Genomic DNA, 22,106 nt, shown 5'->3' with positions numbered 1-22,106 from the left:
TAATGATGTGGAGTTAACGTCCACCTACGGGGAGTCCCTCCGAGAGTCACGGCTAACCATGAATTGGCATGGTGTCTAGGTTTCCTAGATGGATGTATGACCCAGTAAGGTAAGTACCAGTCAGCCTAGCAACCCTCGTGATAGAGGAGGGAATTGCAAGTAATTGCAGTTCAGAATCTCCCATTACAATCTATTGATTTAATGGTGAGAGTCTTCAAGGAATATTCGTCAAACGAACCGAGGTTGCCTACTTCGTTATATTGAAAGTCAGGATTCCTCCCTCGTTTCATATCATTAAATAATTGCGCTTCTTTCCAGAATAAGCAACTCTCTTAGTTGATCGGTATCAAGGTTAGTTAACCAATCTTCTCCGCTATTAATTGTTTGTTCTGCTAACTGTTGTTTACTTTCCAAAATATCATTGATTTTTTCTTCCAAAGTACCACTGCAAACAAATTTATGCACTTGAACATTTTGTTTTTGTCCAATACGATATGCTCTATCTGTCGCCTGATTTTCCACCGCAGGATTCCACCATCTATCATAATGAAAAACGTGATTTGCTCTGGTTAAATTTAAGCCTGTTCCTCCTGCTTTTAATGATAGTATAAATATCGGAGGCCCTTGAGGATCATTTTGGAAGCGATCGACCATTTCTTGGCGTTTTTCTGTTTTGGTACTACCAGATAAAAATAGTACTTCAACCCCTAGCTTTTTACGCAAATAGGGTTGTAATAGATTTCCCCACTCTGCAAATTGAGTAAAAATTAAGCTGCGATCGCCCTCTGCTACAACTTCTTCTAACATCTCTTCTAGGCGTAACAATTTACCAGAGCGAGAGGAAAAATTGAGCTTTTCTTCTTTTAATAAATGAGCAGGATGATTGCAAACTTGCTTTAATTTCATCAGCAAAGTTAATACTAAACCATGACGTTTAATTCCCGTAGTTTCGTTAATTTTTTCTAAGGATTCATCCACTAAATTTTGATATAATTGAGCTTGTTCACTAGATAATCCACAATAGACATTCATTTCCTGTTTTTCAGGTAAATCTTGAATAATATTTTTGTCTGTTTTTAAGCGTCTCAAAATAAAAGGTTGTACTAAAGAGCGTAAGGTTTGTAAGGAATGTTGATCCCCATATTTTTCAATAGGCAAGGTAAAACGCCGTTGGAAAAATTGTTGTGTCCCTAAATAACCGGGGTTTAAAAACTCTAAAATTGACCATAATTCTGAGAGTCTATTTTCTACAGGTGTACCCGTTAAAGCAATTCTAAATTCAGAATTTAATTCATGAACTGCTTGAGTTTGTTTTGCTTGAGGATTTTTGATATTTTGTGCCTCATCGAGAATAATTCCTTGCCATTCTACTAAGTTTAACGTATCAAAATCTCTATAAACTAAAGAATAACTGGTGATGATAATATCTAATTTTTTGCTAGTCTTAACAAACTCTTTTTCCTTACTACGATTATCCCCATGATGAATTAAGGCATTTAAAGAAGGAGCGAATTTTTTTATTTCCCTTGCCCAGTTATTTAAAACCGAAGTTGGGGCAACAATTAAACTAGGTTTATTTAGCTCTTTTTTCTCTTTTAAAGTTAAGATAAAAGCAATTAATTGTATCGTTTTTCCTAATCCCATATCATCGGCTAAACATCCGCCTAAATTCCATTTTTGTAAAAAATATAACCAGCTAAATCCTAATTCTTGATAAGGGCGCAAAGTACCTTGAAAATCTTTTGGTGAACTCAATACTTCTACTTTTTGATTGTCATTAATACTATTGATTAAATCTGCCAAAGCACCGCTACTTTCAAAGGCGACAACGGGTAATTTGGCGATGGTTTCACTGTTCCCGCTACTCAAGCGCAAAGCATCTTCTACGGTTAAATTAGTGCCAGAATCAGTATTATTTAAAATGTCTTCTGCGGCTTTGACATCGGCGGGTTGTAAGGCTAACCATTGTCCGTCAATTTCTACAATAGGAGATTTTTGTGCCAGTAAATTTTGAAACTCTTTTTTGGTTAAAGTTTTATCCCCTACGGCAACTTTCAAATTATAATTGAGTAGAGTATTTAAGTTTAATCTTTCACCTTTTTTAAGGTTAACTTTGGCTTCTATTTTTACTCCCAAACGTTTTTCATCAACACCACTATTTAAACCATTGGGTAAAATTATTCCTAATCCATTATCTTGTAATTGCCATACCGCACTGCGAATAAATTGATAAGCAGAAATTGCATTTAAAGAGCAATAATTCGGCATTGATTCTTGTAAACTTTCCGCTATCGGTTCATAGAATTTCGCCGCTAATCCTAACCCCTTCAAAATGATTTCTTGAGGATTATCAATGATGCGATCGCCTATTTCTAATTGGGGGTGAGGATGTAACCAAATTTGCTCGGTAGGAATTAAAAAATCAGGATTATCTATCGCTTGTAAATAATAATCTAGTTTCCAATTATCGTAATTATCTGTTTGATTTTGCCCACTAGGAGGCTGTAATTTGAAACAAAGTCTATATTGTTTTTTGACCAATTGATAATCAGAAGAAATTAAGTTTTCTTGAATCGGTAAAGTCCAATTATCAAAAGCCATTTGTAGTCTTTTATTATCTAAAGAAGATAAATGACATTTACTTTTTTCCTCACTATTCAATGATTCTAACCAAGTTTGCACCATTAATTCATTATTAACAGGGGTAGAAATATTTGTTAATAAACATCTTATTTGAGCATCTAAAATAGTAGCTAAAAATTCTAAAATTAACTTTTGTTGAGGAATATTAGGATCGTCTTCATTTTCTACATAACAACGACAAATAGAGGGCATTAATTGTATAAAATGAGCTAATCGACCCTGATCAATATTACTATCTAATAAAGGTTGCCAAAAACAGTTATTTTTCTCATCAATACTAGGAATAAATTTTTGACGACAAATTAAATCTAAAGACCAACGATAAACATGACTCCAAAATCTTAGATCAGGGGCTATATAATCTACTTTATTTAAGGGTAACTGTTGTAATAGCCTTAAGAGTTGATCCATGCTTAACTTAACTCCGCACACATCCCAAGGATAGAGAATAACAGAACTTAATTTATTGCTAATACCCAAATAATGCTCATAAAGGAGAGGTATAACCGTTTTTGATTTTGGTTTTTTCTGAACAGGAAATAAAGCCATTTCCCACTGCCAAAAAGATTCAGGATCTTCATTATTTATAGCTTCATCAGAAATTATACCGCCCAAAGAATTCTGTTTTAAAAGCTCACCTAATTCTTGCTTATCTTCAATTAAAAAAGGGTAAATATATAAAAACTCTGCCTCTAAATCAAACTTTTCTTTCTCTATATTTCTCCACTTTTCTCCCCAAATAATAAAGTATTTTTCTTCTTTTTTAATTAAAAAACTTCCATGTAAAATTGACATATTTAATTTTAGTAATTACAATGAATGAGGATAAATAAAATAATAAAATGTTTAATTTAATATATAGAAAATATTGTGTTTAATTGACAAAAAAATAAAGATAATTAGTAGAAAAGTGATAATTTAATCCTAATGAATTCACTATACATGATGGATATATTTATTTTAAATTTTAAGAAATTTATTAATATTTTTACGATAATTTACTAACTGATGATTATAAAAAATATAGTTAGTCTCGATAAAAAATAATTCTAATAATAATTAATGTTAATTGATTTAAAATAAGAAGTAAGATATAAAAAATTTATTTATAAATAACAATAATCATTGTAGTTATCAACATTTATTGTTCTAATTATTAGTTTTGTGAAAACCGATGACATATATTCATGAGAATAAGGTTTAATATAAAATGACAATGCCATCGAATAAAATATCATGGTAAAAAATAGACACAAAGTATAACTATATAGCAGAAAAACCAACAAAAAATTAGTGGAATTATACTTCTGCCGGTGAATTAAAGTTATTTAAGACTATTTTTCATCTGAGATAAGGAACTAATAGTAAGGTAACATAGCAATGTTGATGATTTGTTATATTATCATCTTTGGTGAATTTTCCATAGTAGGGAACTTAATTTTCTTAGATTGAAGGTAGATAACGTGAGTAATGACCAAAATACTCAACCTTTCTCTTTCTTCTCTTAAAAGGGTAGATACAGAAGGGTTTGTCTTTTCTCTAACCTAACCAACCTCAGTTCGGTTTAAGAATATCCGACAAGGTTAGGTGTCAGGTTGCAGGTATTAGGGGATGAGGGGATGAGGTGATGAGGGGAAAGGGGGAAGTAGGGGCTTAGGGTTTTGGGGTGGTAGGGGTGAATATATTTAACGTCAGTTCGGGTTAAGGTAATTTTATCGTTATTTCTAAGAAGAAGCTATAAGGTTTTCTGACTGCGAGAAAATAATGCTTTCAGCTTATTCAAAACTCAGGTTAACCAGTAAAATTAGATGAAATTCTAGCTTATCTGTTCTTAGCCTTTTTACTTCGCTTTTTTACCTTTCCTTAATTTTTACGAATAATGCGGCGAGAATCACATTTTTCTCTTACTTCTTCTTCACTGAGATTAAATTCGGCTTTCACAGAGTAATTTCTTCCTTCATGGAAACTGGAGCTATAAAGAAAAGTTAGAGGAGTAAAACCAACTAAACAAACTTCTTCATTTTCTTCTATATCTGCGATAATTTCTTGATCTACTCGACTACTCATGAATTTTTCTAATGACATAGCATTCGGATAAGTAAAGTCCCAACGAGTTAAGATAGCAAAAATCATTAACACCATTGCGGCAACATAACCATAATTTTCAGGTTTTAGCCATTTATTTTTAGTGAAAGAATAATGATTAATTAATAAGTATAAATTTAAGGAAATTAATATTATTATCCAGTACATATAGTAACGTAATTGGTAAGAAAAAGGCATAAATGGTGTTATCAAACTTAAAACAATTATAAATATTAAAGCTGTTCTAGTTTCAGGGTTCTTTTTCTTACATAAAAAAGCAAATAAAACCACATTAAATATTACATAAAAAGCAAAATATCCCCCCATACCAAAACTATCCGCTTCTAAAGGCACATAGTCCATTGCAATAGTCCAAGGCCAAGGGCGACGCTCATCAAAAGCACCTATTTCTAATAGAGAAAATATCCATCTTTGAATAGGAGACATAGATGCGATCGCATCTGCCATATAGGTAGAACTAGGTACAACTGTGTGATTTAATTCATAACCAAAAAGAGAAACTTTTAAAGGATAAAAAGGATTTTGATAAAACCATAAATTTTTAACCTCTGTTGCAAAAATTAATAATCCAGAAGTAAAGCTAATTATTAATAATTTAACAGTATTTTTTACTTTATTAACAGGATTGAAGCGATAAAAAATTAACCACAAAATTCTACCCAAAACTACTAAAATTAATAAAAATAAAGGTGGTACTAAAAGATACTTACTGTTAGCGGCAATAAATCCACCAATGATAAAAATAATAACGTTTTTCGCTTTAATAAAGTCTTCCTTAATAAATAATAAATAGGTAATGATAATAGTGATAGAAAAACCAATATTAGTAAATAAATCTACATAAGCACTGGTAACAGCAATATGAAATAAAGGAACAGCTAATAAAGCTAAAGATGATAAATAGTAAGGAATTTTCAGATAATGTTTAACAAAAATAAGATAACCAATGAAGCTAAAAAAACTAACTAAATTTGCCCCTTGAGGACGCTCTAAGCCAAACAGCCACCAAAAAAAACCCTGCAAAATATTGGGTAACATCGTCGAAGCATTATAAAAAGGTTCTCTTTCAACTTCAAAAACATATTCTTGAGGAGAAACCATTCCCCAAAAACGAGCGGCAAAAGGTAATTGATACATCCAACTATCACCATTAGGCCAATCCACCGCCACAATACTTTTTAAAGCTAAAAAACTGACAATTATTCCCGCAAAAACTTGTAAAGCCTGAGAGTTATTAATAGTAATAATTCTTTTAAAAAAAGGATTGATATTAGGGAATAAATTGATGTTTTTTGCTAAGGGTATTTTTACACAAATTAAGCCCACAATTATTATTAATAATCTGATGTAGCGAAAATTACCACCAAGTTTTAACCAATATCCTACCAAGCCTAAAAATAAAGCAAAAGCTATAAGATTTAAGCCGATGAAAATTAGTTTATTTTTTTTTACTACTTTGGATAAATTATCAGAAATAAAAGGAAATTCACCTTGTAATAAATAGAAACTAGCAACAGAAATTATGATAGCAAGAATCGCACTAACTAGAGGAACAAACATTATAGTTATAGAATTAGTTTCAGCTAATTGCTAAATTATTTTAACCGTTTTACCGAAAAAAAATAAAAATAAAATGAGATTATTGAATTGGGGTAGTGAGGGCAGTGTTGCAAAAATTAACGCAACTTATATTTATATTTAGTGATACTTATACACCGAAAAATCCGGCAGTAAAAATAATACCCATACCGCAGATAAGATAACCTACAAATTTGAGATTCAAGGCAGATGAAGAATTCTTTTGCCAATATTTTCCTAATTGATAAGCCGTGAAACTGATAAAACTTTGAGTAATAGCAAAACCTGCTAAATAAGATATTAAGGGAGTTGTTTGCGCCCCAATAATACTTTCTCCGTAGGCGTAACCATGAAAAATACCTGCAACCACAGCTAAACTTATCACCACAAATTGAGGTAAAATTCTGTCTCTGGTTAAAAGAATACCTGTCACAAAAACAGATAGAGAAATAATTAATTCTGGCAAGGGTAAATCAATGTTCATTAAATGTACAACTGTACCCAAAATGGAAGTTAAAACAAAACTTAAAGGTATTGTCATACCCCAAGAAAAGAAACTAGCCAAAAATCCTACCCCTATCACAAAGGCTAAATGATCTAAACCAATAATAGGATGAGCCAAACCTGAAATCAATCCAGCAAGAAAACTATTGGGTGTTTCTCCTCCCATCGCATGGTGAGCATATGCAGGAGTTGCAATTAATAGAAGTAAAATTGTCGATAGAATTAATCTACTGTTTATTGATAAACTTTTCTTCATTTAGACTGCTCCAAAAAATTGTGAATACCTAATCATCATATCTTTAAACAGTCTTTTCTCTTTACCCATAAGGGGGAATAATAAGTTATTCTTGCTAAAAAAATTTTGTGGTGTTGCTGATTTTAGTTATTTATCATTTAGGTAGGTAATAGAAAACGAACTGAGTTCAGAGATTTCGCCTTCGGTCATAAATGGAGTTAAAGTAAATAGATTTTGATAAAAAGAGTTAATAAGCTGATTTTATTGTTTTTAGAATGAGTGACGGCGGGATTAATTTTCGAAAAAATTAAACTGAAAACCTACCCCAATCGGATATTCTTATATCGAATTCAGGTGGAATAGAGAATAAGCAATAGTGATAATATTTTGATGTCTCAATTTTTGGCATAATTTCAGTACATTTCATACAATGATTAAGCAACAAAAGTTGTGTTAGGGACTACTGGGGGTGATGAGGGGATGGGAGGAAACAAGTAATGAGTAGAAGTTTCTTCGTATCAACTATTGACTATTCACTATCCACTATACAATATTCCAATTAGAATAGATAGAAACTTATCTGTGTCTCTAATCCCGAAAATGTTTCTTAATCAAAAACCTGTCTGGCGATTAATCCCCCTGTTTTGTGCTAGTGGGAAACTACAAATGGCGATCGACCTTTGGTTGCTTAAGCAACATAAAGAAAAAAATCATCCTCCATCTCTCCGGTTTTATACATGGAATCCTCCAGCTATTTCTATTGGGGTTAGCCAAAAAAGACATATTCCTCCCCATTGGCAAAATTTAACCTATGAAAATCAACCTTTAGAAATTGTTAAACGCCCCACAGGAGGCAGAGGGGTTTTACACCAAGGGGATTTAACCTATAGTGTTGTTACGTCTTATTCCCAAGGCACTGTCACAGAGACTTATGAGGAAATTTGTCAATTTCTGATTTTAGGTTGGAAAAAGTTGGGTTTATCTCTTCATTTAGGAAAGCCAAAACAAAAATACTTAAATTCAGCAAATTGTTTTTCCTTAGCTACTAATGCTGATTTAATGGATGATAAGGGTAATAAATTTATTGGAAGTGCTCAGTTAAGACAAGGAAAATATATATTGCAACATGGTTCAATGATGTTAAAATGCGATCGCACAACATCACTTGGCGATTGCACTCTATATGAGCAAGTATTTAATTCATCTCCGCCTCAAATCAATATACCCAGTGGCTTAATTTTGCCCAAAATAGTCAATGTTTTGGTAGAAGCCGCCGCCGAGTGTTTTCAATGTCGTTTTGAGATACAACCTCTTTCGGTAGAAGAAATTACAGAAATCACGGAGACAATTTTGATTTAGGTTATCGTGTCTTTGATAATTAAAGCTGTGATGGGGCTATTGACATCCTCCCGTGCCTGAAGGCGACGGGATTCCTACTGGAATAGACTTAAGTGCTTAAATCTAATCTCTCGGTGGGTTGACGCTTCATCGCCTACTGCTAACTTTATGCTAGTCTTACGCCCTGCTCCACGTCCGTTTAAAGTCTCTGAATGCCCTCCAGCGACTAAGATATTTTTACTTGCATTAATATCACGATCATGCACTACACCGCAATTAATGCAAGTCCATTCTCTTATATTTAATTCTTTTTTACCGCCATTAAATCCACAATTAGAACATACTTGAGATGTTGGTATCCACCGATCAATCACAATAAACTCTCTACCATACATTACAGATTTTGCTTCTAGCAGAGTCCTAAATGTACCCCATCCCAGATCGCTAATTGCTTTACTTAATTTACGGTTTTTTACCATGGCACTGACGTTCAAATCTTCTAATACTATCGTTTGGTTTTCACGAATAATATCCGTTGACAATTTATGTAGAAAATCAGTGCGAGTGTCTTTTATTTTACTGTGAACTTTAGCTACTCTTTTTCTTGCCTTTTCATCTCTTTTACTCCCTTTTTTCTTTCTACTTAAATTTCTCTGGCAACGTCTCAGTTTCCTTTGATATTTCTTTAATGGTTTAGAAGATTTTATCTTTTGCCCATTGCTTAGAGTTGCAAAAGTTTCAATTCCTAAATCAATCCCCACACTTTGACCATTGTCAGGCAATTTTTCAGGGATTGTCTCCACCACAAAAGAAATAAAATACCGACTGGCAGAATCTTTGATCACTGTTGCCGATGATGGTGGGTTAGGCAATTTTCTTGACCAGATAATTTTTACTTTACCTATTTTTGCCAACTTAATTTTATGTTGCCCAACTTTAAAACCACCACGAGTGAACCGTGCTGATTGATTTGATTTTCTCGACTTAAACTTAGGCGGTTTTACTTTTTTTCCCTTTCTTTTTCCCTGACAGGAATTAAAAAAGTTCTGATAGGCGATGTTAAAATCATTTAGTGATTGTTGCAAAGGGATTGCACTAACCTTTGACAACCATTCTCTTTTTTCAGTTTTCTTGGCTTGGGTGATTAACAGTTTTTGAAGTTCACTATTACTTGGTTTTTTACCTCCTTCTTTATAGATTTGCTGACACAACGCTACCCCATCATTATAAACCACACGACAACAACCAAACAGTTGAGCTAACAACTGTTCTTGCTGTGACGTAGGATGAATTCTATAGTTATATCGTTGTTTCATGTTAGACTAACACCGTATATATTGGTATGATAGCGAAAAAAAAGAGAAATGAACCCACAAAATAAAAAAGTTCATCTAACGATTTTGATAACAATAGAAGAAAAAAAAGCTCAAGTTATATTGTGAGCAAACAGGGAGGAATCAAACAGAGGTAGTGAGAGATTTTATCAGGAGGATAAGATTAAAGGAGTAGGCTCATCGCCTTTTATTGGTTAAAGTCGCCCTAAAAGGGCGAGGCTTTTGACCCATTATTTTGGTAAAGAATCATTACGATAATTTCTCATTGCTAGAATAATATTTTATCGGGTTCTAATTTTTTAATTATAAGAACAGATTTCCCTTCAGGACGTAGTATTTTCCCGTCAAGGATAAAACCATGGGAACTTGAGCTAAACTACAGAAAGTGCGATCGCGCAGCACCACTTTGTGATCGCTTTTTATAACACGGATATATTTAAAATAAGACGACTTCATCATTGTCCTCGGTATTCTAACTGAAAATCGCCGTCAAACAAATAAAAATCAGGTACGATAATAATATTAGAATTGTTACAAGAAATTAAAGAACAAAATTAATTATAAATTAATTTATTTTTAAGCCTTTTTAAATCTAACTTTTTTAAATCTCTAAATTAATGATGAATGAAAAAATAAAACAAGCCCTATCTTTACTTAAAAGTTATAGTTGCCTACAATTAAAAACCATCAAATCAGAACAAGAAAAACAGGAATTAGAGTCAAGTATAAAACTGATTGTCAGTCTTTCTGATAACCAAAATTTTGGCATTTGTGCATCTAATTCCCATGAAGCCTTTAATACTCTTAAAAATTATTTGAAAGCCCTAGGCTATGAAGAAAATATAGACACAGAAAAAGTAACAGAAAATAAACCCGTTTATTTAAAGTTTAATACCGAAAAAAAGTCCTATCATCTTAGTGATTATTCAGGAGATTATAGAGGAGTTTTGATTACCATTTTTGCTGATTTTAATGAAGAAATTATTGGTACTTATGGACATTTTCCCCTTAATTTATTCAATTGATTAGGGGTGAATGAAAAAGTGGTATCCCGGAAAGTAAGCAATTAACAATTAGTAATTAACCTGAGTTCGATGAAAAACCATTGAAAAATAAAGAGTTGAGACTTATAGTTAACAAAATTTTCCCTGAAAAAAATCATTAAATTTAGGCAAAATTTATTTAAAATCAACTAAAACTCAGTTTATGTCAATTAAAAACACTGTTGGCTATCTTCATCGACAATTTTATATCGAACTCAGGTTCTATCAAGTATCAAAAGTTTTGGCTCTATCACTTCTCGTCGTGTAAATTATTAGTTAGGGTAGGCAAGAGGCAAGAGGCAATAGGCAATAGGGGATTATTAAATAATAATTTATAAACTTTTAATTTTTATTTTACTATAAACACTATTCAATAAAGGTTATGGAAGTTATTTTTTATTAATTTATCATAACCACACTCTGAAGAACCAAAGTTTTTCACACAAGGTTAATTAATTGTCCGCTACAATGTAGAACTCTCCCCAATCGTTATCTTCAATAGTAATATTTCTATAGTTTAGTTGACCCTGTATAGTGACATCTTCTCCTCGTTCAAATTGTTGACTGGTTGTAACAACCCATATTGAACCACTTTCATCCTTAACCTTATAGGCATATGAATTAAGTAAAGGAATCGATTTTTCAATTTTTCCTTGTATAGTTACCGATTGGGTTAAATTGGTTTCGTTTTTAATTTGAGTAATTTCTTGTATTTGAGGAGAGGCTATACCCCAATTAATTAAATTAGTACATCCTGTTATTCCCCAAAAAAAAAAGTTAAAGGAATTAAATATAAACTACGCTTAATTAAATTCATGACAGAGAATTGAAATAATATTATTTGGTTATTTATTGTAATTCAATCACGAAATAAAAAAACTGACCAACTTCGCAATTAAAAGTCAATCAGTTTTGGTTAAATAGTTATATACAGTGAAAAAATTATGGGTTTAAGATTTTTTCTAAACAGTAAGTAATTAAACTAGCTCTAGCTCAAGGCTTTCTTTTTTCAACATTAACAACAGTGTCTCATTGTTTTCCTCTTGAGCGGCTTTGATTCTTCTTTCTAAATTACGACGCATATTTTCAAGATGGATGCTATGTATTTTCTCGCAAACTATTACCTTTCTTGATTTGTTATTGATTGGGGCGACATTGGTGTTGCTATCAACGGAGTTAGACATTGTTGGATTAGTACAATAACTTACACCACGATATTGAAGACCTAATTTGGGTCTTAATTGTGTTACGTGTCTAGGCAATTTATGATTCCACTGACAACCACGATATTTACCACCAACTATATCGGTTTCTTTTACTTCCAAAAAGTTGTTTTCTGATTTATAGACGTTTCCACGATATTTCATATTCACTCTCTTAACTCCTCTGCTGATATATAAATAAGATTCTTATGATGTCAAAATTAAATAGATGTTACTTAATGATGTCTATTGTTTATCTCCCTGTTTATCGTTGCTTTTCTTAACAAAATTATGACTTTATTTGATTTGGGTATAAATAGATTAGTCTATCGATCATCATTCTCTTAAATATCCACCTTATTTTTTATTGTGTTTAAGGTCATTACTTTTAAAGGCTAACGATTGTAATCTATACCACATAAAGTGTACTTTTTTAAGAAATTGATTTTCAAAGAGATTTATTTTTTTATTTCTGTATCTATTTTTACATTTTTCCTAGTTTCTGTAAAGTGTACTTTATAAAGATTTAATATTTGTTCGTTTATTCTTGTTTATACTTCAGTTTGATCTAAAATTATCGGTGGAGGTGAAAAATAGGGAAAAGAGAAGAGAGTTTATCTCAGTGCTTATATGTACTATCAAAAAACAGTATTCACTAGGAAATGATAAGCGCAAAATTTTTAGTTTTTGCTTACCTCCATCAAAATACTTTTTCAGCTAACCTTAATTATCTTTGAGAAATAGATAGAAGGTACTTGATCAACTAACCATATGTTATTCTCGGAAAGATAAAATTTATATCCGTCTTCTGTCATTTTCTTGGTGTCAATTACTAATATCATTACTTTTCCGTGTCTGCTACCTACTTTTTTGGCTGTTTCAATATCTGAAGAAAGATGCACATGATGACAATTCATTTTTAGTAGTCCTTGCTTTATGATTGAATCTGTGAATTTAATTGTTGTACCGTGATAGAGAATATCGGGAGGATTTGCACATTTGAGATTTAATGAAACTTTAATAGAATGTCCTTGATTGGCTTTGATTTTGTCGGTATATTTACAAATAGTAAATCTTTTTTTATCATTAGTTTTTACTATTTCTTCTATCTCCTCTCGACTTATTTTTATTCCTTTTTTTTCGCAACCTGATAAAAGTTCATTTATAGAAACCCATCCTTTTTCATCTAATTTTATATCTATATATTCTGGTTGATGTCTAAGTATTAAACTCAAAATTTTTGATTTTTTGATATGTTCTTTTTTCATTTTTTTTGATATTAAATTTTATTTTTATAAAATATTTTGATTATGATATTATAGGTTATAGTTTTATATTAAGATATTTTATTTGTTAAATAAGATAGTTTATGTTTAAATATAATTTCCCATTCTTTTTTCTTATTATTATAATTTTTGAAATAATCAAAATTCCTGTTCCTTTTATTTCTTTTGTTAAGTCTGCAAAAGCTGAAAAGTTTAAGTCTAATATATGTGACAGTTCCCAATTAGAGGCTAATTTTGAGTTAAAGGAATCTAGTATTTATATCTGTACAAATAATGAAGAAAAACAGTTGATTCAAATAAATACTAATACTCATGAAAAAATACTCAGCTTGAGGGCTTTTGGTTCTTTTCCTACTTATGGGGCAACAGAGGGTAATTATGATGATCCTGATAGCAAAATATACAATATTAGTCCTTTTGATTTTAAGGTTATTCAAGCCAGTATTATTACTAAAATTGAACCCGTAATTTCGACTCAGTATTTACCAAAAGAAGTAGAAATAAGTATTTTACAGGGATTATTGGAAGAAAATGCGATCGCATCTTGTCAACCCAGAAAACCAGTGGCAGTATTTGAAACGGAACAGGATAATATCTATATCTGTATTGAAGAAAAAGATAATGTTAATGCCATTGAGATGAATTACTTGCAAATTTCAAAAAAAAGCCAAGAGGAAATAAATAACATTCCTGCTCATTTGACTAATAATTTTAGCTATGAAACTGAAACTAAAAATAATAAAAAATATGTTGTTAGTTATCGTGGATTAAAGATATATGAAAATCAAAAAAGTATTGAAGAAATACCCATAAAAAATATTTATTTATCTCATCCAGACTATACCGAAGAAGATACTCATTAAAGTGATAATGAATAAAGAAAAAAAACAGCTAAGAAAAAAATATTTGCAGGAAAGATTAACACTATCACCGCTTCAATGGCAAGAAAAAAGTAAGCAAATTTGTCAGCATTTATCAGAAAGTTTATTGGTTAGTAATAGTAAAATTATTCTGAGTTATTTAAGTTTTAAGCAAGAACCAGACTTAAGCCTATTGCACCATGATAAAAGAAAAATTTGGGGTTTACCTCGTTGTCAGGGAAATGAATTAATTTGGCATCAATTTACTTCTGTTAATGACTTAGAGATTGGAAAATATGGAATTCTTGAACCTTCTACTCACTCGCCCTTGATTTACCCTCATCAGGTAGATTTAATTTTAGTTCCAGCAGTGGGGTGCGATCGCTTCGGTTATCGGTTAGGATATGGAGGAGGATACTACGATCGCCTCTTTGCTCAACCGCTATGGCAAAATATAGTTAGGATGGGCATTGTTTTTGACTTTGCTTATGTTGATAAACTAATAAAAGAATCCTGGGATAAACCCTTAGATTATATCTGTACAGAATCAGGAATAAAAACCCCTATCAAGGAACAAAAAGAGTAAGAAATACAGTCCATAGAAATAGTTTGTTACATTATCCATTAGCCCTTTAAACTAAAAGAACTAAACATATACTAAACCATGACTAATTTATTTAAACTCAATAGAAAAAGTATTTTTGCCACCATCGCCTTAAGTGCAACCCTAGTAACAGGTTTACCTTACCTTGTATTTGCTCAAAGTAATCCGGGGTTAACTATTTTTAGTGGAGTTGATCGTAAAGATATACTAAATTATCGCTTGGATTTTGGCGGCAATGCGGGACAATGGGATCGTTATCGTTTGAGAATTCCGGGGAAAAAACTAACTCAAGGAGTAGATAAATTTTTCATCAGTTATCCAGACTATTTTGATGGTAAATTTGATGTCAATAAAATAGAAGTCAGGGCGAAAAATACCACCTTACCAGTTAGGGAAATCATTTGGGATGAAGAAAGTCGTATCATTGAAATTGCTTTGGAAGAACCTTTACTCGAAAGTAATCAAGTGGAGTTAGTTTTCTCTAACGTTAAAAATCCTGATAACAGTGGCACGTTTTATTTTCAAGGACAAATACTCACTCCGGGGCAAGTACCTTTAAGATTAAGTGTTGGTACGTGGATTTTGAGTATCAACTAATATAACCTCAGTTTGGTTCAAGAATATCGAACAAAAGCAGGTATCAGGTATCAGGTAGGAGGCTTAGCAGAGTAATGAGTAAAAGTTACTGAGTCAGAAACAAAAGTTTTTGGTTCTTCAGAGTGTGGTTATGATAAATGGCTTTGTTGCATGAATTAATAAATAGGGAATTTTGTTTCAACAGGTGCGATGTCAGCGAAGCTGAAGCACTGCGCAATCACCTAAACCTTATATTTATCTGTTATTAACTATATAGCTATCTGGTTTAGCTATTTGTCTCATTCTATTCAACAACAGACATTGAACAAATAGTTCTACTGCCTGGTTATCAAAATTTCTACTACTTACTTTACCTCCAAATATTGTTTTTAACCTAAACATTGTTGTCTCTGAGATAGAACGTCGATGATAGCCACTTTCTTGTTTCCATTCTTTTCTTCCTATTTCTTCGATTCTGTCAATATTCTTATTTCTGTCCCCATCCATTGAATCTATTACCACATGACCAGATGAAGATGTTTTTTCCACTGGTAATACTATCTTTAGTTTTCTGGCTCTACGAGAAACAGTACTATGGTCTGGTATTGGTAAATCTATATTCATCAGGGAAAATAAAGATTCCATCAATCCCTGTGTTTGTCTCCCTGGTAAATTAAACAGTGATTTGACCATCAGAAAAGTTAATATTGCTTGGGAGGAGAAATAATTACTAGCACCTTTTTTACCAGATTTTTCCGTTACTAACCAATGAGACAGTGTATCCTCAGAAATCCAAAATGTCAGACTACCTCTTTGTTTTAAACCCTGATTATATTCTGATCAATTTCTGAGACGATATTTTTCTTTCATAGTTAAGTGACCGTATCTTGAGAGCAAAACAGATGTTATTATTTTATCCTATACACAAAAAGGCTTTAACTTATCATTTATGCAACAAAGCCAAAATAAGTTATAAAGAATTATAATTTGTTACCGATGACAAATAATTTGTTACTGTACAGCACTTAGAAATACAATACCTATTAAAAAATATGGGGGCGGAGAGACTTGAACTCTCACGACCGTTTAAGGTCAACGGATTTTCATTCTTCTGCAACTTTCGTTACTGCTAAGTCTAGCTTTAAGAATTGGACTCTCTCTTTACCCTCGGCTTGAACCGTTAGGGTAGTTCCCGTCGAGTCTCTGCACCTTCCGATTTCTCGGCTTGGCTCAGGATTGCCCTATCAAAAAAAGATGACTTAGGTTTCCCTGAATTTGAGAACTTACACTTATAAGGTTTCCCTCACAAGGCTCAATTTTCCTTAAGTCCGTAGCGTCTACCATTCCGCCACGCCCCCAGGTGAATTGCTCACATTTATATATTCTAGCGAAGGCATTTTTAAAATGCAAGGTAAAAAGAAAATTTTTTTTATTTTTTGGCAAAAACTCCGCAAATGCGGCATTGGATTATATATTTACCCGTTATTGTTGAGGAATTGTAACTTCAAGTTAAACCTATCTGTGCATTTTGATACAATAAGCTATGTTAAAAAATCTCAAATAATAAATTCAGATGAATAAAACTGTTGGCGAAGTGATGACTCCTAATCCCATCACTGTGAAACCTGAAACTCCGTTGAAAGAAGCGATCGCACTTTTAGTAGAGCATAAAATTAGTGGTATGCCCGTGATAAAAGAAGGTGGAGAGTTAGTCGGGATATTATCCGAAAGTGATTTAATGTGGCAAGAAACAGGGGTTGAACCACCGCCATATATTATGATTTTAGACAGTATTATCTATCTACAAAATCCTAATCGTTACGATAAAGAAATTCATAAAGCATTAGGGCAAACAGTGGCAGATGTCATGAGTGACAAACCTATTACTATTTCTAGCACTAAAACCATAAAAGAAGCGGCTCAATTACTTCATCAAAAGCAAATTCGTCGTTTACCCGTAGTAGATTCAGATAAAAAAATAATTGGTATTTTGACTCAGGGCGATATTATCCGTGCTATGGCTGATGAATAAGGTATTCTGCATTAATTATAAATTTTTATTGATATGACTATAACACCCGAATCTGTAAAACAATTACTTTACTCCGATAATTTTGGCGATCGCATTAAAGGTATAAATGAACTAAAAAAATTAGGAAGTGCGATCGCATTTTCACTGATACAACCAATCCTCAAAGATGAAAATGTGAGAGTGCGCTATGCCGCAGTATCCCAATTAGACAGTATCGGAGATGCTAATCGAGAAGAATCTTTAGAATTACTACTAGACACATTATATAATGATCCCGAAGCCGATGTGAGAGCCGCCGCCGCCGACGCTATTGCAGGATTAAAACTACAAGAAGCCTTCCCTGATCTTAAAAAAGTATATCAAGAAACCAACGATTGGTTAATACAATTCAGTATTATCGCCGCTTTAGGAGAATTGGGGCATCCCGAAGGATTTGATATTCTCAGCGAAGCCCTTGCTGGAGATAACTCCCTCTTACAAACTACCGCTATTAGTGCATTAGGTGAATTGGGAGATAAACGTGCCATTGATTTACTTTTACCCTTCGTCAACAACGAAGATTGGCAAATTAGACATCGTTTAGCCCAAGCATTAGGAAAACTAGGGGGAGATAAAGCCCAAGAAATTTTACAAAAATTGTCACAAGATGAATTAGATATAGTTGCCCAAGAAGCAAAAACATATCTCGTCTAAATTTTTAACAATAAAAGGGCGGGGAAAGGGGCAAAGGGCAAACCCCCCTTTATTCTCCCTTTCGAGGGAGGAGGGCAACGGTAAATATTGTTGGGGTGAATAATTAAGAATTAAAAACTCCGTTCACGACTGAAAGGAGTGTACGAGCGCAGCGACTCTCTTAACCCTGAACTCCTATACGGGCGAATGGCCATTCGCCCCAAACCAACTCCTAACTCATTTCTCCCCAATACCCCAATCCCCCAACATCGCAATTGCCTATTACTCCATCTCTTTCCACTCACTACCCATTAATTTTAATGGTTCTTCAGAGTGTGGTTATGATAAATTAAGAGAAACAGAACTTTCATAACCTTGATTGAATAGTGTTTATAGTAAAACAAAAACTAAAAGTTTATAAATTATTATTTAATAATCCCCTATTGCCTCTTGCCTACCCTAACTAATAATTTACACGACGAGAAGTGATAGAGCCATTTTAATTTTATGTTACTCCTCAATAATTACTTGCCAATCTTCGTTGGATAAATCACAGGTTTCAAGAATTTTTTGACAAAAAGAATAAATGTCTTGGGCGGATAATTGTACTTCTATAAAAATACCATTTTTAAGCTGACGAGTTACTCTTAAATCTCCTCTATTTTTAGATAGAAAGCGAGGAAAAGTTAAGATTAATTCTTCAAATTTATCCGCTTCTACCTCAGAGATAATGTTTAAAGTTGTTTCTAAAACGTCTCGCCAAGTTTTAACGGAATATTCTTCATCAAATATTTTTAAATTTCTGGGAGTAGTGCCAGTTACACCCTTTCTTCTCTTTTGACTTTTATAATTTTTATCACCAAAATAACTCCATATTGTTAAAGCCATATCAGCTAATTTTTCTGCTCGATTGTCAATTTCTTCTCTACGCCATTGGCTAATATTTTGAAAATATTTATTAATTTCTAAGTGACTATTTTTTAATTCTTTTTGTTTATTGATAAAACTATCATTAGATAATTCAGAATTATAAGCAGTTAAGGTTAAATTTCCTAGGGAATGTAACAATAATTCGTGGGTTATTTCGTAATCTTCTCCTAAATGATTTTTCCACCATTCATTTAATCTTTGAGGCATAATATGTTCAATGGTTAGATTCTCAAAAGATACTTTTTCTTTGTGTCCAAAAGATTCTTCCATAGATTCTAAAATTAATCGGGCTTTTTCTGTGCGATTACTACCATATAGTTTTACTTGTTTTATTTTCTCTCTAAATTCTTCGTCTTGGGGATAATCTTGGGTTTGTAAATGTCGTTTTAATTCGTCTAAAAAATTGATATTTTCTAAGTCAATATTTTTACTTACTTGAGTATATAAAAGAGCAAAAATGCGATTTAATCCCCTAGTTTGCACATTACATACAAATCGTCTGATAATAAAATTCTCTATAATTTTACATACATCAATAAATTCAGTTTCGCTTAACTTATTGGTTTGCCAATCATCATAACAATTCAATAAAAAAGGATAAACTGTTTTTATATCTAAACTTTTAATTCTTATTAAATATTTTCTAACTTTAATATTATTTTCTTGGTTAGGATCAAGAAATCTTGAATAGTAATTAGCAAATTTATAAATATCTTTTAAATAATCACTAACATTATTTTTTATAGTTTGTTCTTTTAATTCAAAATAAACTTGATTCTTTTTTACATCTTTGCCTTTTTTTGTGAGATAGTATCTAAGAAAATCCGTGAGATTATCTTGTAATAAGTTTTCCATCGGCAACCAATATTGTTGATACATTTTATCTTGTTTTTCTCCTTGAATACCCATAAATAAATAATTGCGAATTAAATCTGCTTGGGTTAAAGGTTGCCCTTTTGCGTTCAAACTTTCAAAGACTAAATAGGGGTTATCATCTTTACTTAAAACAATACTTATAACTATTAAATAGCCTCCGATAATATTAATTAGTTTTTTGTATTCAGTTTCGGGAAATCGTTTAATTTTACGAGTAAAAAATTGATAACATTCAGCTATGAGATTTTTTTGTTGTTTGATATGATTATACTCTTCATTAATAATTTGATAAAAAGATTGTCTATCTATTTGTGTTGGTAAAAGTTTATAAAAATTTTCTCCTTCATCATAGGCATTAATCAAATATTTATCATTAATTTCTTTAAATAATTTTAGATTATGAATTATTTTGGCTTGATCTCTAATGGTTGCTAAAAGTATTAAGATAGTTGTTAATCTTTGTTGTCCATCTATTAATAAAAATTTGCTAACTTCTTCGGGAAGAAATTCCATTTGCATTGTGACAATTGAACCGAAAAAATGAGGGGAATTAGATTCATTTTCTAATAATTCGACAATATCACTCCATAGTTGTTCCCATTGAGGTTTACCCCAACTATAAGAACGTTGAAACAAGGGTACAATGTATTGTTTCTCACCTTGTATGATTTCTTTTAATGTGGTTTCTCCTGCTTGCATTGTGTTTGATTCTTATTATTTTCCTCAAATAATTGTATCATGTTTTATTTGTATAGCAGTACTGAATCATTAATGTCAAAAAAATTCGCTCAAAAAGCTAATAAGTAATAAGCTATAAGTAATAGTAGTAATATCTACAATGTTTTTTCTAATAATTTATTTATTAGTAATCATTGAGGATTATTATAATTAATTACATTTTAATAAATATCGATAAAAAATATTATTTTATGAGGAATATACAAAATGAAAGATAGTTAATTTAAATAATAAAATATCTCTGTTTTAATATTAAGAAAATATCTCAATTAAACTAAAAATATAAAATTATTAAAGATGATAGTATAATCTTAAATTACCTAGAGTTTATATCAAATTAAATAAATTAGTAGTCAACCTCATAAATAAAATTAATGATTATAATTGGCTTAATGAGTGGCACTTCTGTAGATGGCATTGATGCCGCTATTGTTAATATTGAAGGACAAGGACTAGATTTAAAAGTAGATTTATTAGTCGGTCAAACTTTTCCTTATTCTCCCTCTTTAAGAGAAGAAATTTTGCAGGTTTGTGCTGGTAAACCTCTATCAATGGAAGAACTTAGTAAACTAGATAATGCGATCGCATCTGAATTTGCACAAGCAGTTACAAGCATAATTCCAGACGATTTAAAAGTTGACCTAATCGGTTCTCATGGTCAAACAGTATATCACCAACCACCACAAAAAAATCAATTAGGCTACACCTTACAATTAGGAAGGGGAGATTTAATCTCTTACTTAACGGGTATTAATACAGTTAGTAATTTTAGAGTAGCCGACATCGCTTTGGGAGGGCAAGGGGCGCCCTTAGTCTCAAAAATAGATGTATGTTTATATCGCCATCCCCATCATCATCGTTGTTTACAAAATATTGGCGGTATTGGTAACGCCACTTATCTTCCATCGAGTCATACACCCCAATGGCAAGAGAAAATTATGGGTTGGGATACAGGCCCCGGAAATGTTTTAATCGATTTAGCGGTACAAGAATTAACCAATAATCAACAAAAATTTGATTTTAATGGTGAATGGAGTCGTCAGGGAAAGCCCTGTCAAGTCTTAGTCAAAAAATGGTTAAATCAAGACTTTTTCAAGCAAAAACCACCAAAATCTACGGGCAGAGAGCTTTTTAGTCCCCATTACCTTCAACAATGTCTAAAAGATGCTCAGACTTATAATCTTTCTTCGGCGGATTGCCTTGCTACTCTCACAGAATTAACCGTTGCTTCCATTGCCGATAGTTATCATCGTTTTTTGCCATCTCCCCCCCATGAAGTGGTTTTAGCAGGAGGAGGAAGTCGTAATAGTTACTTAAAGGAGAGATTACAAGCACATTTACCCCATTCCCGTCTTCTCAATAGTGACGATTTGGGTATTAGTAGTGAATTTAAAGAAGCGATCGCATTTGCAATTTTAGCCTATTGGCATATTAACAACTTTCCGGGTAATCTACCACAGGTGACAGGGGCAAAAAAAGAGGTTATTTTAGGACAGCATTACCTGAGTTCGAGATAAAATTTTCAGTTAAGGTAGGAAAAAGAGAAAAA

General features: G+C 32.1%; 15 protein-coding genes and 1 pseudogene. 8 read left to right on the top strand and 8 right to left on the bottom strand.

Going from position 1 to position 22,106, the window contains the following annotated elements; translation table 11 throughout:
- Nucleotides 1-294: 294 nt before the first annotated feature.
- The 3 genes from CYAN10605_RS10740 to CYAN10605_RS10730 all read right to left on the bottom strand — a co-directional run bounded on the left by CYAN10605_RS10740 (nt 295) and on the right by CYAN10605_RS10730 (nt 7,087).
- Nucleotides 295-3,438, bottom strand: a complete 3,144-nt coding sequence (locus CYAN10605_RS10740) for a sll1366 family intein-prone helicase (RefSeq protein WP_015219962.1) — start codon at nt 3,436-3,438, stop codon at nt 295-297.
- 1,068 nt (nt 3,439-4,506) lie between these two features.
- Nucleotides 4,507-6,309: a hypothetical protein gene (locus CYAN10605_RS10735; protein ID WP_015219961.1), complete on the bottom strand. Its 1,803-nt coding sequence runs from the start codon at nt 6,307-6,309 to the stop codon at nt 4,507-4,509.
- Nucleotides 6,310-6,457: 148 nt separating this feature from the next.
- Nucleotides 6,458-7,087 carry a HupE/UreJ family protein gene (locus tag CYAN10605_RS10730; protein WP_015219960.1) on the bottom strand — a complete coding sequence of 210 codons (630 nt, stop codon included), beginning with the start codon at nt 7,085-7,087 and terminating at the stop codon, nt 6,458-6,460.
- Between the two features lie 579 nt (nt 7,088-7,666).
- Between CYAN10605_RS10730 and CYAN10605_RS10725 the strand changes: the two genes are divergently transcribed.
- Nucleotides 7,667-8,425: a lipoyl protein ligase domain-containing protein gene (locus CYAN10605_RS10725; RefSeq protein ID WP_015219959.1), complete on the top strand. Its 759-nt coding sequence runs from the start codon at nt 7,667-7,669 to the stop codon at nt 8,423-8,425.
- Nucleotides 8,426-8,499: 74 nt separating this feature from the next.
- On the opposite strand, the gene CYAN10605_RS10720 is transcribed toward CYAN10605_RS10725, so the two are convergent.
- Nucleotides 8,500-9,720: an RNA-guided endonuclease InsQ/TnpB family protein gene (locus CYAN10605_RS10720; protein ID WP_015219958.1), complete on the bottom strand. Its 1,221-nt coding sequence runs from the start codon at nt 9,718-9,720 to the stop codon at nt 8,500-8,502.
- A 635-nt stretch (nt 9,721-10,355) separates the two neighbouring features.
- Here CYAN10605_RS10720 and CYAN10605_RS10715 point away from each other — a divergent pair.
- Nucleotides 10,356-10,763 carry a DUF1824 family protein gene (locus CYAN10605_RS10715; RefSeq protein ID WP_015219957.1) on the top strand — a complete coding sequence of 136 codons (408 nt, stop codon included), beginning with the start codon at nt 10,356-10,358 and terminating at the stop codon, nt 10,761-10,763.
- A gap of 995 nt (nt 10,764-11,758) precedes the next feature.
- Here the strand turns inward: CYAN10605_RS10715 and CYAN10605_RS10710 are convergent.
- The gene (locus tag CYAN10605_RS10710) at nt 11,759-12,148 is read right to left on the bottom strand and encodes a DUF4278 domain-containing protein (protein WP_015219956.1); all 390 of its coding nucleotides are present in this window, start codon (nt 12,146-12,148) and stop codon (nt 11,759-11,761) included.
- 548 nt (nt 12,149-12,696) lie between these two features.
- Complete coding sequence (locus CYAN10605_RS10705) at nt 12,697-13,251, bottom strand: RNA 2'-phosphotransferase (RefSeq protein WP_015219955.1); 555 nt, start codon at nt 13,249-13,251, stop codon at nt 12,697-12,699.
- A gap of 101 nt (nt 13,252-13,352) precedes the next feature.
- Between CYAN10605_RS10705 and CYAN10605_RS10700 the strand changes: the two genes are divergently transcribed.
- From CYAN10605_RS10700 to CYAN10605_RS10690, 3 genes are all read left to right on the top strand, one after another.
- A complete protein-coding gene (locus CYAN10605_RS10700) occupies nt 13,353-14,132 on the top strand; it encodes a hypothetical protein (RefSeq protein ID WP_015219954.1) in 780 nt (259 codons plus the stop codon).
- A 7-nt stretch (nt 14,133-14,139) separates the two neighbouring features.
- Nucleotides 14,140-14,715 carry a 5-formyltetrahydrofolate cyclo-ligase gene (locus CYAN10605_RS10695; protein WP_015219953.1) on the top strand — a complete coding sequence of 192 codons (576 nt, stop codon included), beginning with the start codon at nt 14,140-14,142 and terminating at the stop codon, nt 14,713-14,715.
- Between the two features lie 78 nt (nt 14,716-14,793).
- Nucleotides 14,794-15,330, top strand: coding sequence for a DUF2808 domain-containing protein (locus CYAN10605_RS10690; RefSeq protein WP_015219952.1), 537 nt, complete (start codon nt 14,794-14,796; stop codon nt 15,328-15,330).
- A gap of 234 nt (nt 15,331-15,564) precedes the next feature.
- On the opposite strand, the pseudogene CYAN10605_RS18165 reads toward CYAN10605_RS10690, so the two are convergent.
- Nucleotides 15,565-16,149: pseudogene (locus CYAN10605_RS18165) on the bottom strand (transposase); the annotation flags it as partial.
- A gap of 733 nt (nt 16,150-16,882) precedes the next feature.
- Between CYAN10605_RS18165 and CYAN10605_RS10675 the strand changes: the two are divergent.
- Both CYAN10605_RS10675 and nblB read left to right on the top strand, forming a co-directional pair.
- Nucleotides 16,883-17,341 carry a CBS domain-containing protein gene (locus CYAN10605_RS10675; RefSeq protein WP_015219951.1) on the top strand — a complete coding sequence of 153 codons (459 nt, stop codon included), beginning with the start codon at nt 16,883-16,885 and terminating at the stop codon, nt 17,339-17,341.
- A gap of 33 nt (nt 17,342-17,374) precedes the next feature.
- Nucleotides 17,375-18,034, top strand: coding sequence for a phycobilisome degradation protein NblB (gene nblB / locus CYAN10605_RS10670; protein ID WP_015219950.1), 660 nt, complete (start codon nt 17,375-17,377; stop codon nt 18,032-18,034).
- 489 nt (nt 18,035-18,523) lie between these two features.
- Here the strand turns inward: nblB and CYAN10605_RS10665 are convergent, their stop codons facing one another.
- Entirely contained in the window at nt 18,524-20,518 is a 1,995-nt protein-coding gene (locus tag CYAN10605_RS10665) for a DUF262 domain-containing protein (RefSeq protein ID WP_015219949.1), read from the bottom strand.
- A 413-nt stretch (nt 20,519-20,931) separates the two neighbouring features.
- Here CYAN10605_RS10665 and CYAN10605_RS10660 point away from each other — a divergent pair, with 413 nt between their 5' ends.
- Nucleotides 20,932-22,074 carry an anhydro-N-acetylmuramic acid kinase gene (locus tag CYAN10605_RS10660; RefSeq protein WP_015219948.1) on the top strand — a complete coding sequence of 381 codons (1,143 nt, stop codon included), beginning with the start codon at nt 20,932-20,934 and terminating at the stop codon, nt 22,072-22,074.
- Nucleotides 22,075-22,106 lie beyond the last annotated feature (32 nt).

The organism is Cyanobacterium aponinum PCC 10605, assembly GCF_000317675.1.
Taxonomy (GTDB): Bacteria; Cyanobacteriota; Cyanobacteriia; order Cyanobacteriales; family Cyanobacteriaceae; genus PCC-10605.
The sequence above is the reverse complement of the archived record's forward strand: the minus strand, read 5'-3'. Positions and strand labels throughout refer to the sequence as shown.

Bases quoted from the DNA above. Each gene is read 5' to 3' on its own strand.
- CYAN10605_RS10740 (WP_015219962.1), bottom strand. From the start codon at position 3,438: ATGTCAATTTTACATGGAAGTTTTTTAATTAAAAAAGAAGAAAAATAC.
- CYAN10605_RS10735 (WP_015219961.1), bottom strand. From the start codon at position 6,309: ATGTTTGTTCCTCTAGTTAGTGCGATTCTTGCTATCATAATTTCTGTT.
- CYAN10605_RS10730 (WP_015219960.1), bottom strand. From the start codon at position 7,087: ATGAAGAAAAGTTTATCAATAAACAGTAGATTAATTCTATCGACAATT.
- CYAN10605_RS10725 (WP_015219959.1), top strand. From the start codon at position 7,667: ATGTTTCTTAATCAAAAACCTGTCTGGCGATTAATCCCCCTGTTTTGT.
- CYAN10605_RS10720 (WP_015219958.1), bottom strand. From the start codon at position 9,720: ATGAAACAACGATATAACTATAGAATTCATCCTACGTCACAGCAAGAA.
- CYAN10605_RS10715 (WP_015219957.1), top strand. From the start codon at position 10,356: ATGATGAATGAAAAAATAAAACAAGCCCTATCTTTACTTAAAAGTTAT.
- CYAN10605_RS10710 (WP_015219956.1), bottom strand. From the start codon at position 12,148: ATGAAATATCGTGGAAACGTCTATAAATCAGAAAACAACTTTTTGGAA.
- CYAN10605_RS10705 (WP_015219955.1), bottom strand. From the start codon at position 13,251: ATGAAAAAAGAACATATCAAAAAATCAAAAATTTTGAGTTTAATACTT.
- CYAN10605_RS10700 (WP_015219954.1), top strand. From the start codon at position 13,353: ATGTTTAAATATAATTTCCCATTCTTTTTTCTTATTATTATAATTTTT.
- CYAN10605_RS10695 (WP_015219953.1), top strand. From the start codon at position 14,140: ATGAATAAAGAAAAAAAACAGCTAAGAAAAAAATATTTGCAGGAAAGA.
- CYAN10605_RS10690 (WP_015219952.1), top strand. From the start codon at position 14,794: ATGACTAATTTATTTAAACTCAATAGAAAAAGTATTTTTGCCACCATC.
- CYAN10605_RS10675 (WP_015219951.1), top strand. From the start codon at position 16,883: ATGAATAAAACTGTTGGCGAAGTGATGACTCCTAATCCCATCACTGTG.
- nblB (WP_015219950.1), top strand. From the start codon at position 17,375: ATGACTATAACACCCGAATCTGTAAAACAATTACTTTACTCCGATAAT.
- CYAN10605_RS10665 (WP_015219949.1), bottom strand. From the start codon at position 20,518: ATGCAAGCAGGAGAAACCACATTAAAAGAAATCATACAAGGTGAGAAA.
- CYAN10605_RS10660 (WP_015219948.1), top strand. From the start codon at position 20,932: ATGATTATAATTGGCTTAATGAGTGGCACTTCTGTAGATGGCATTGAT.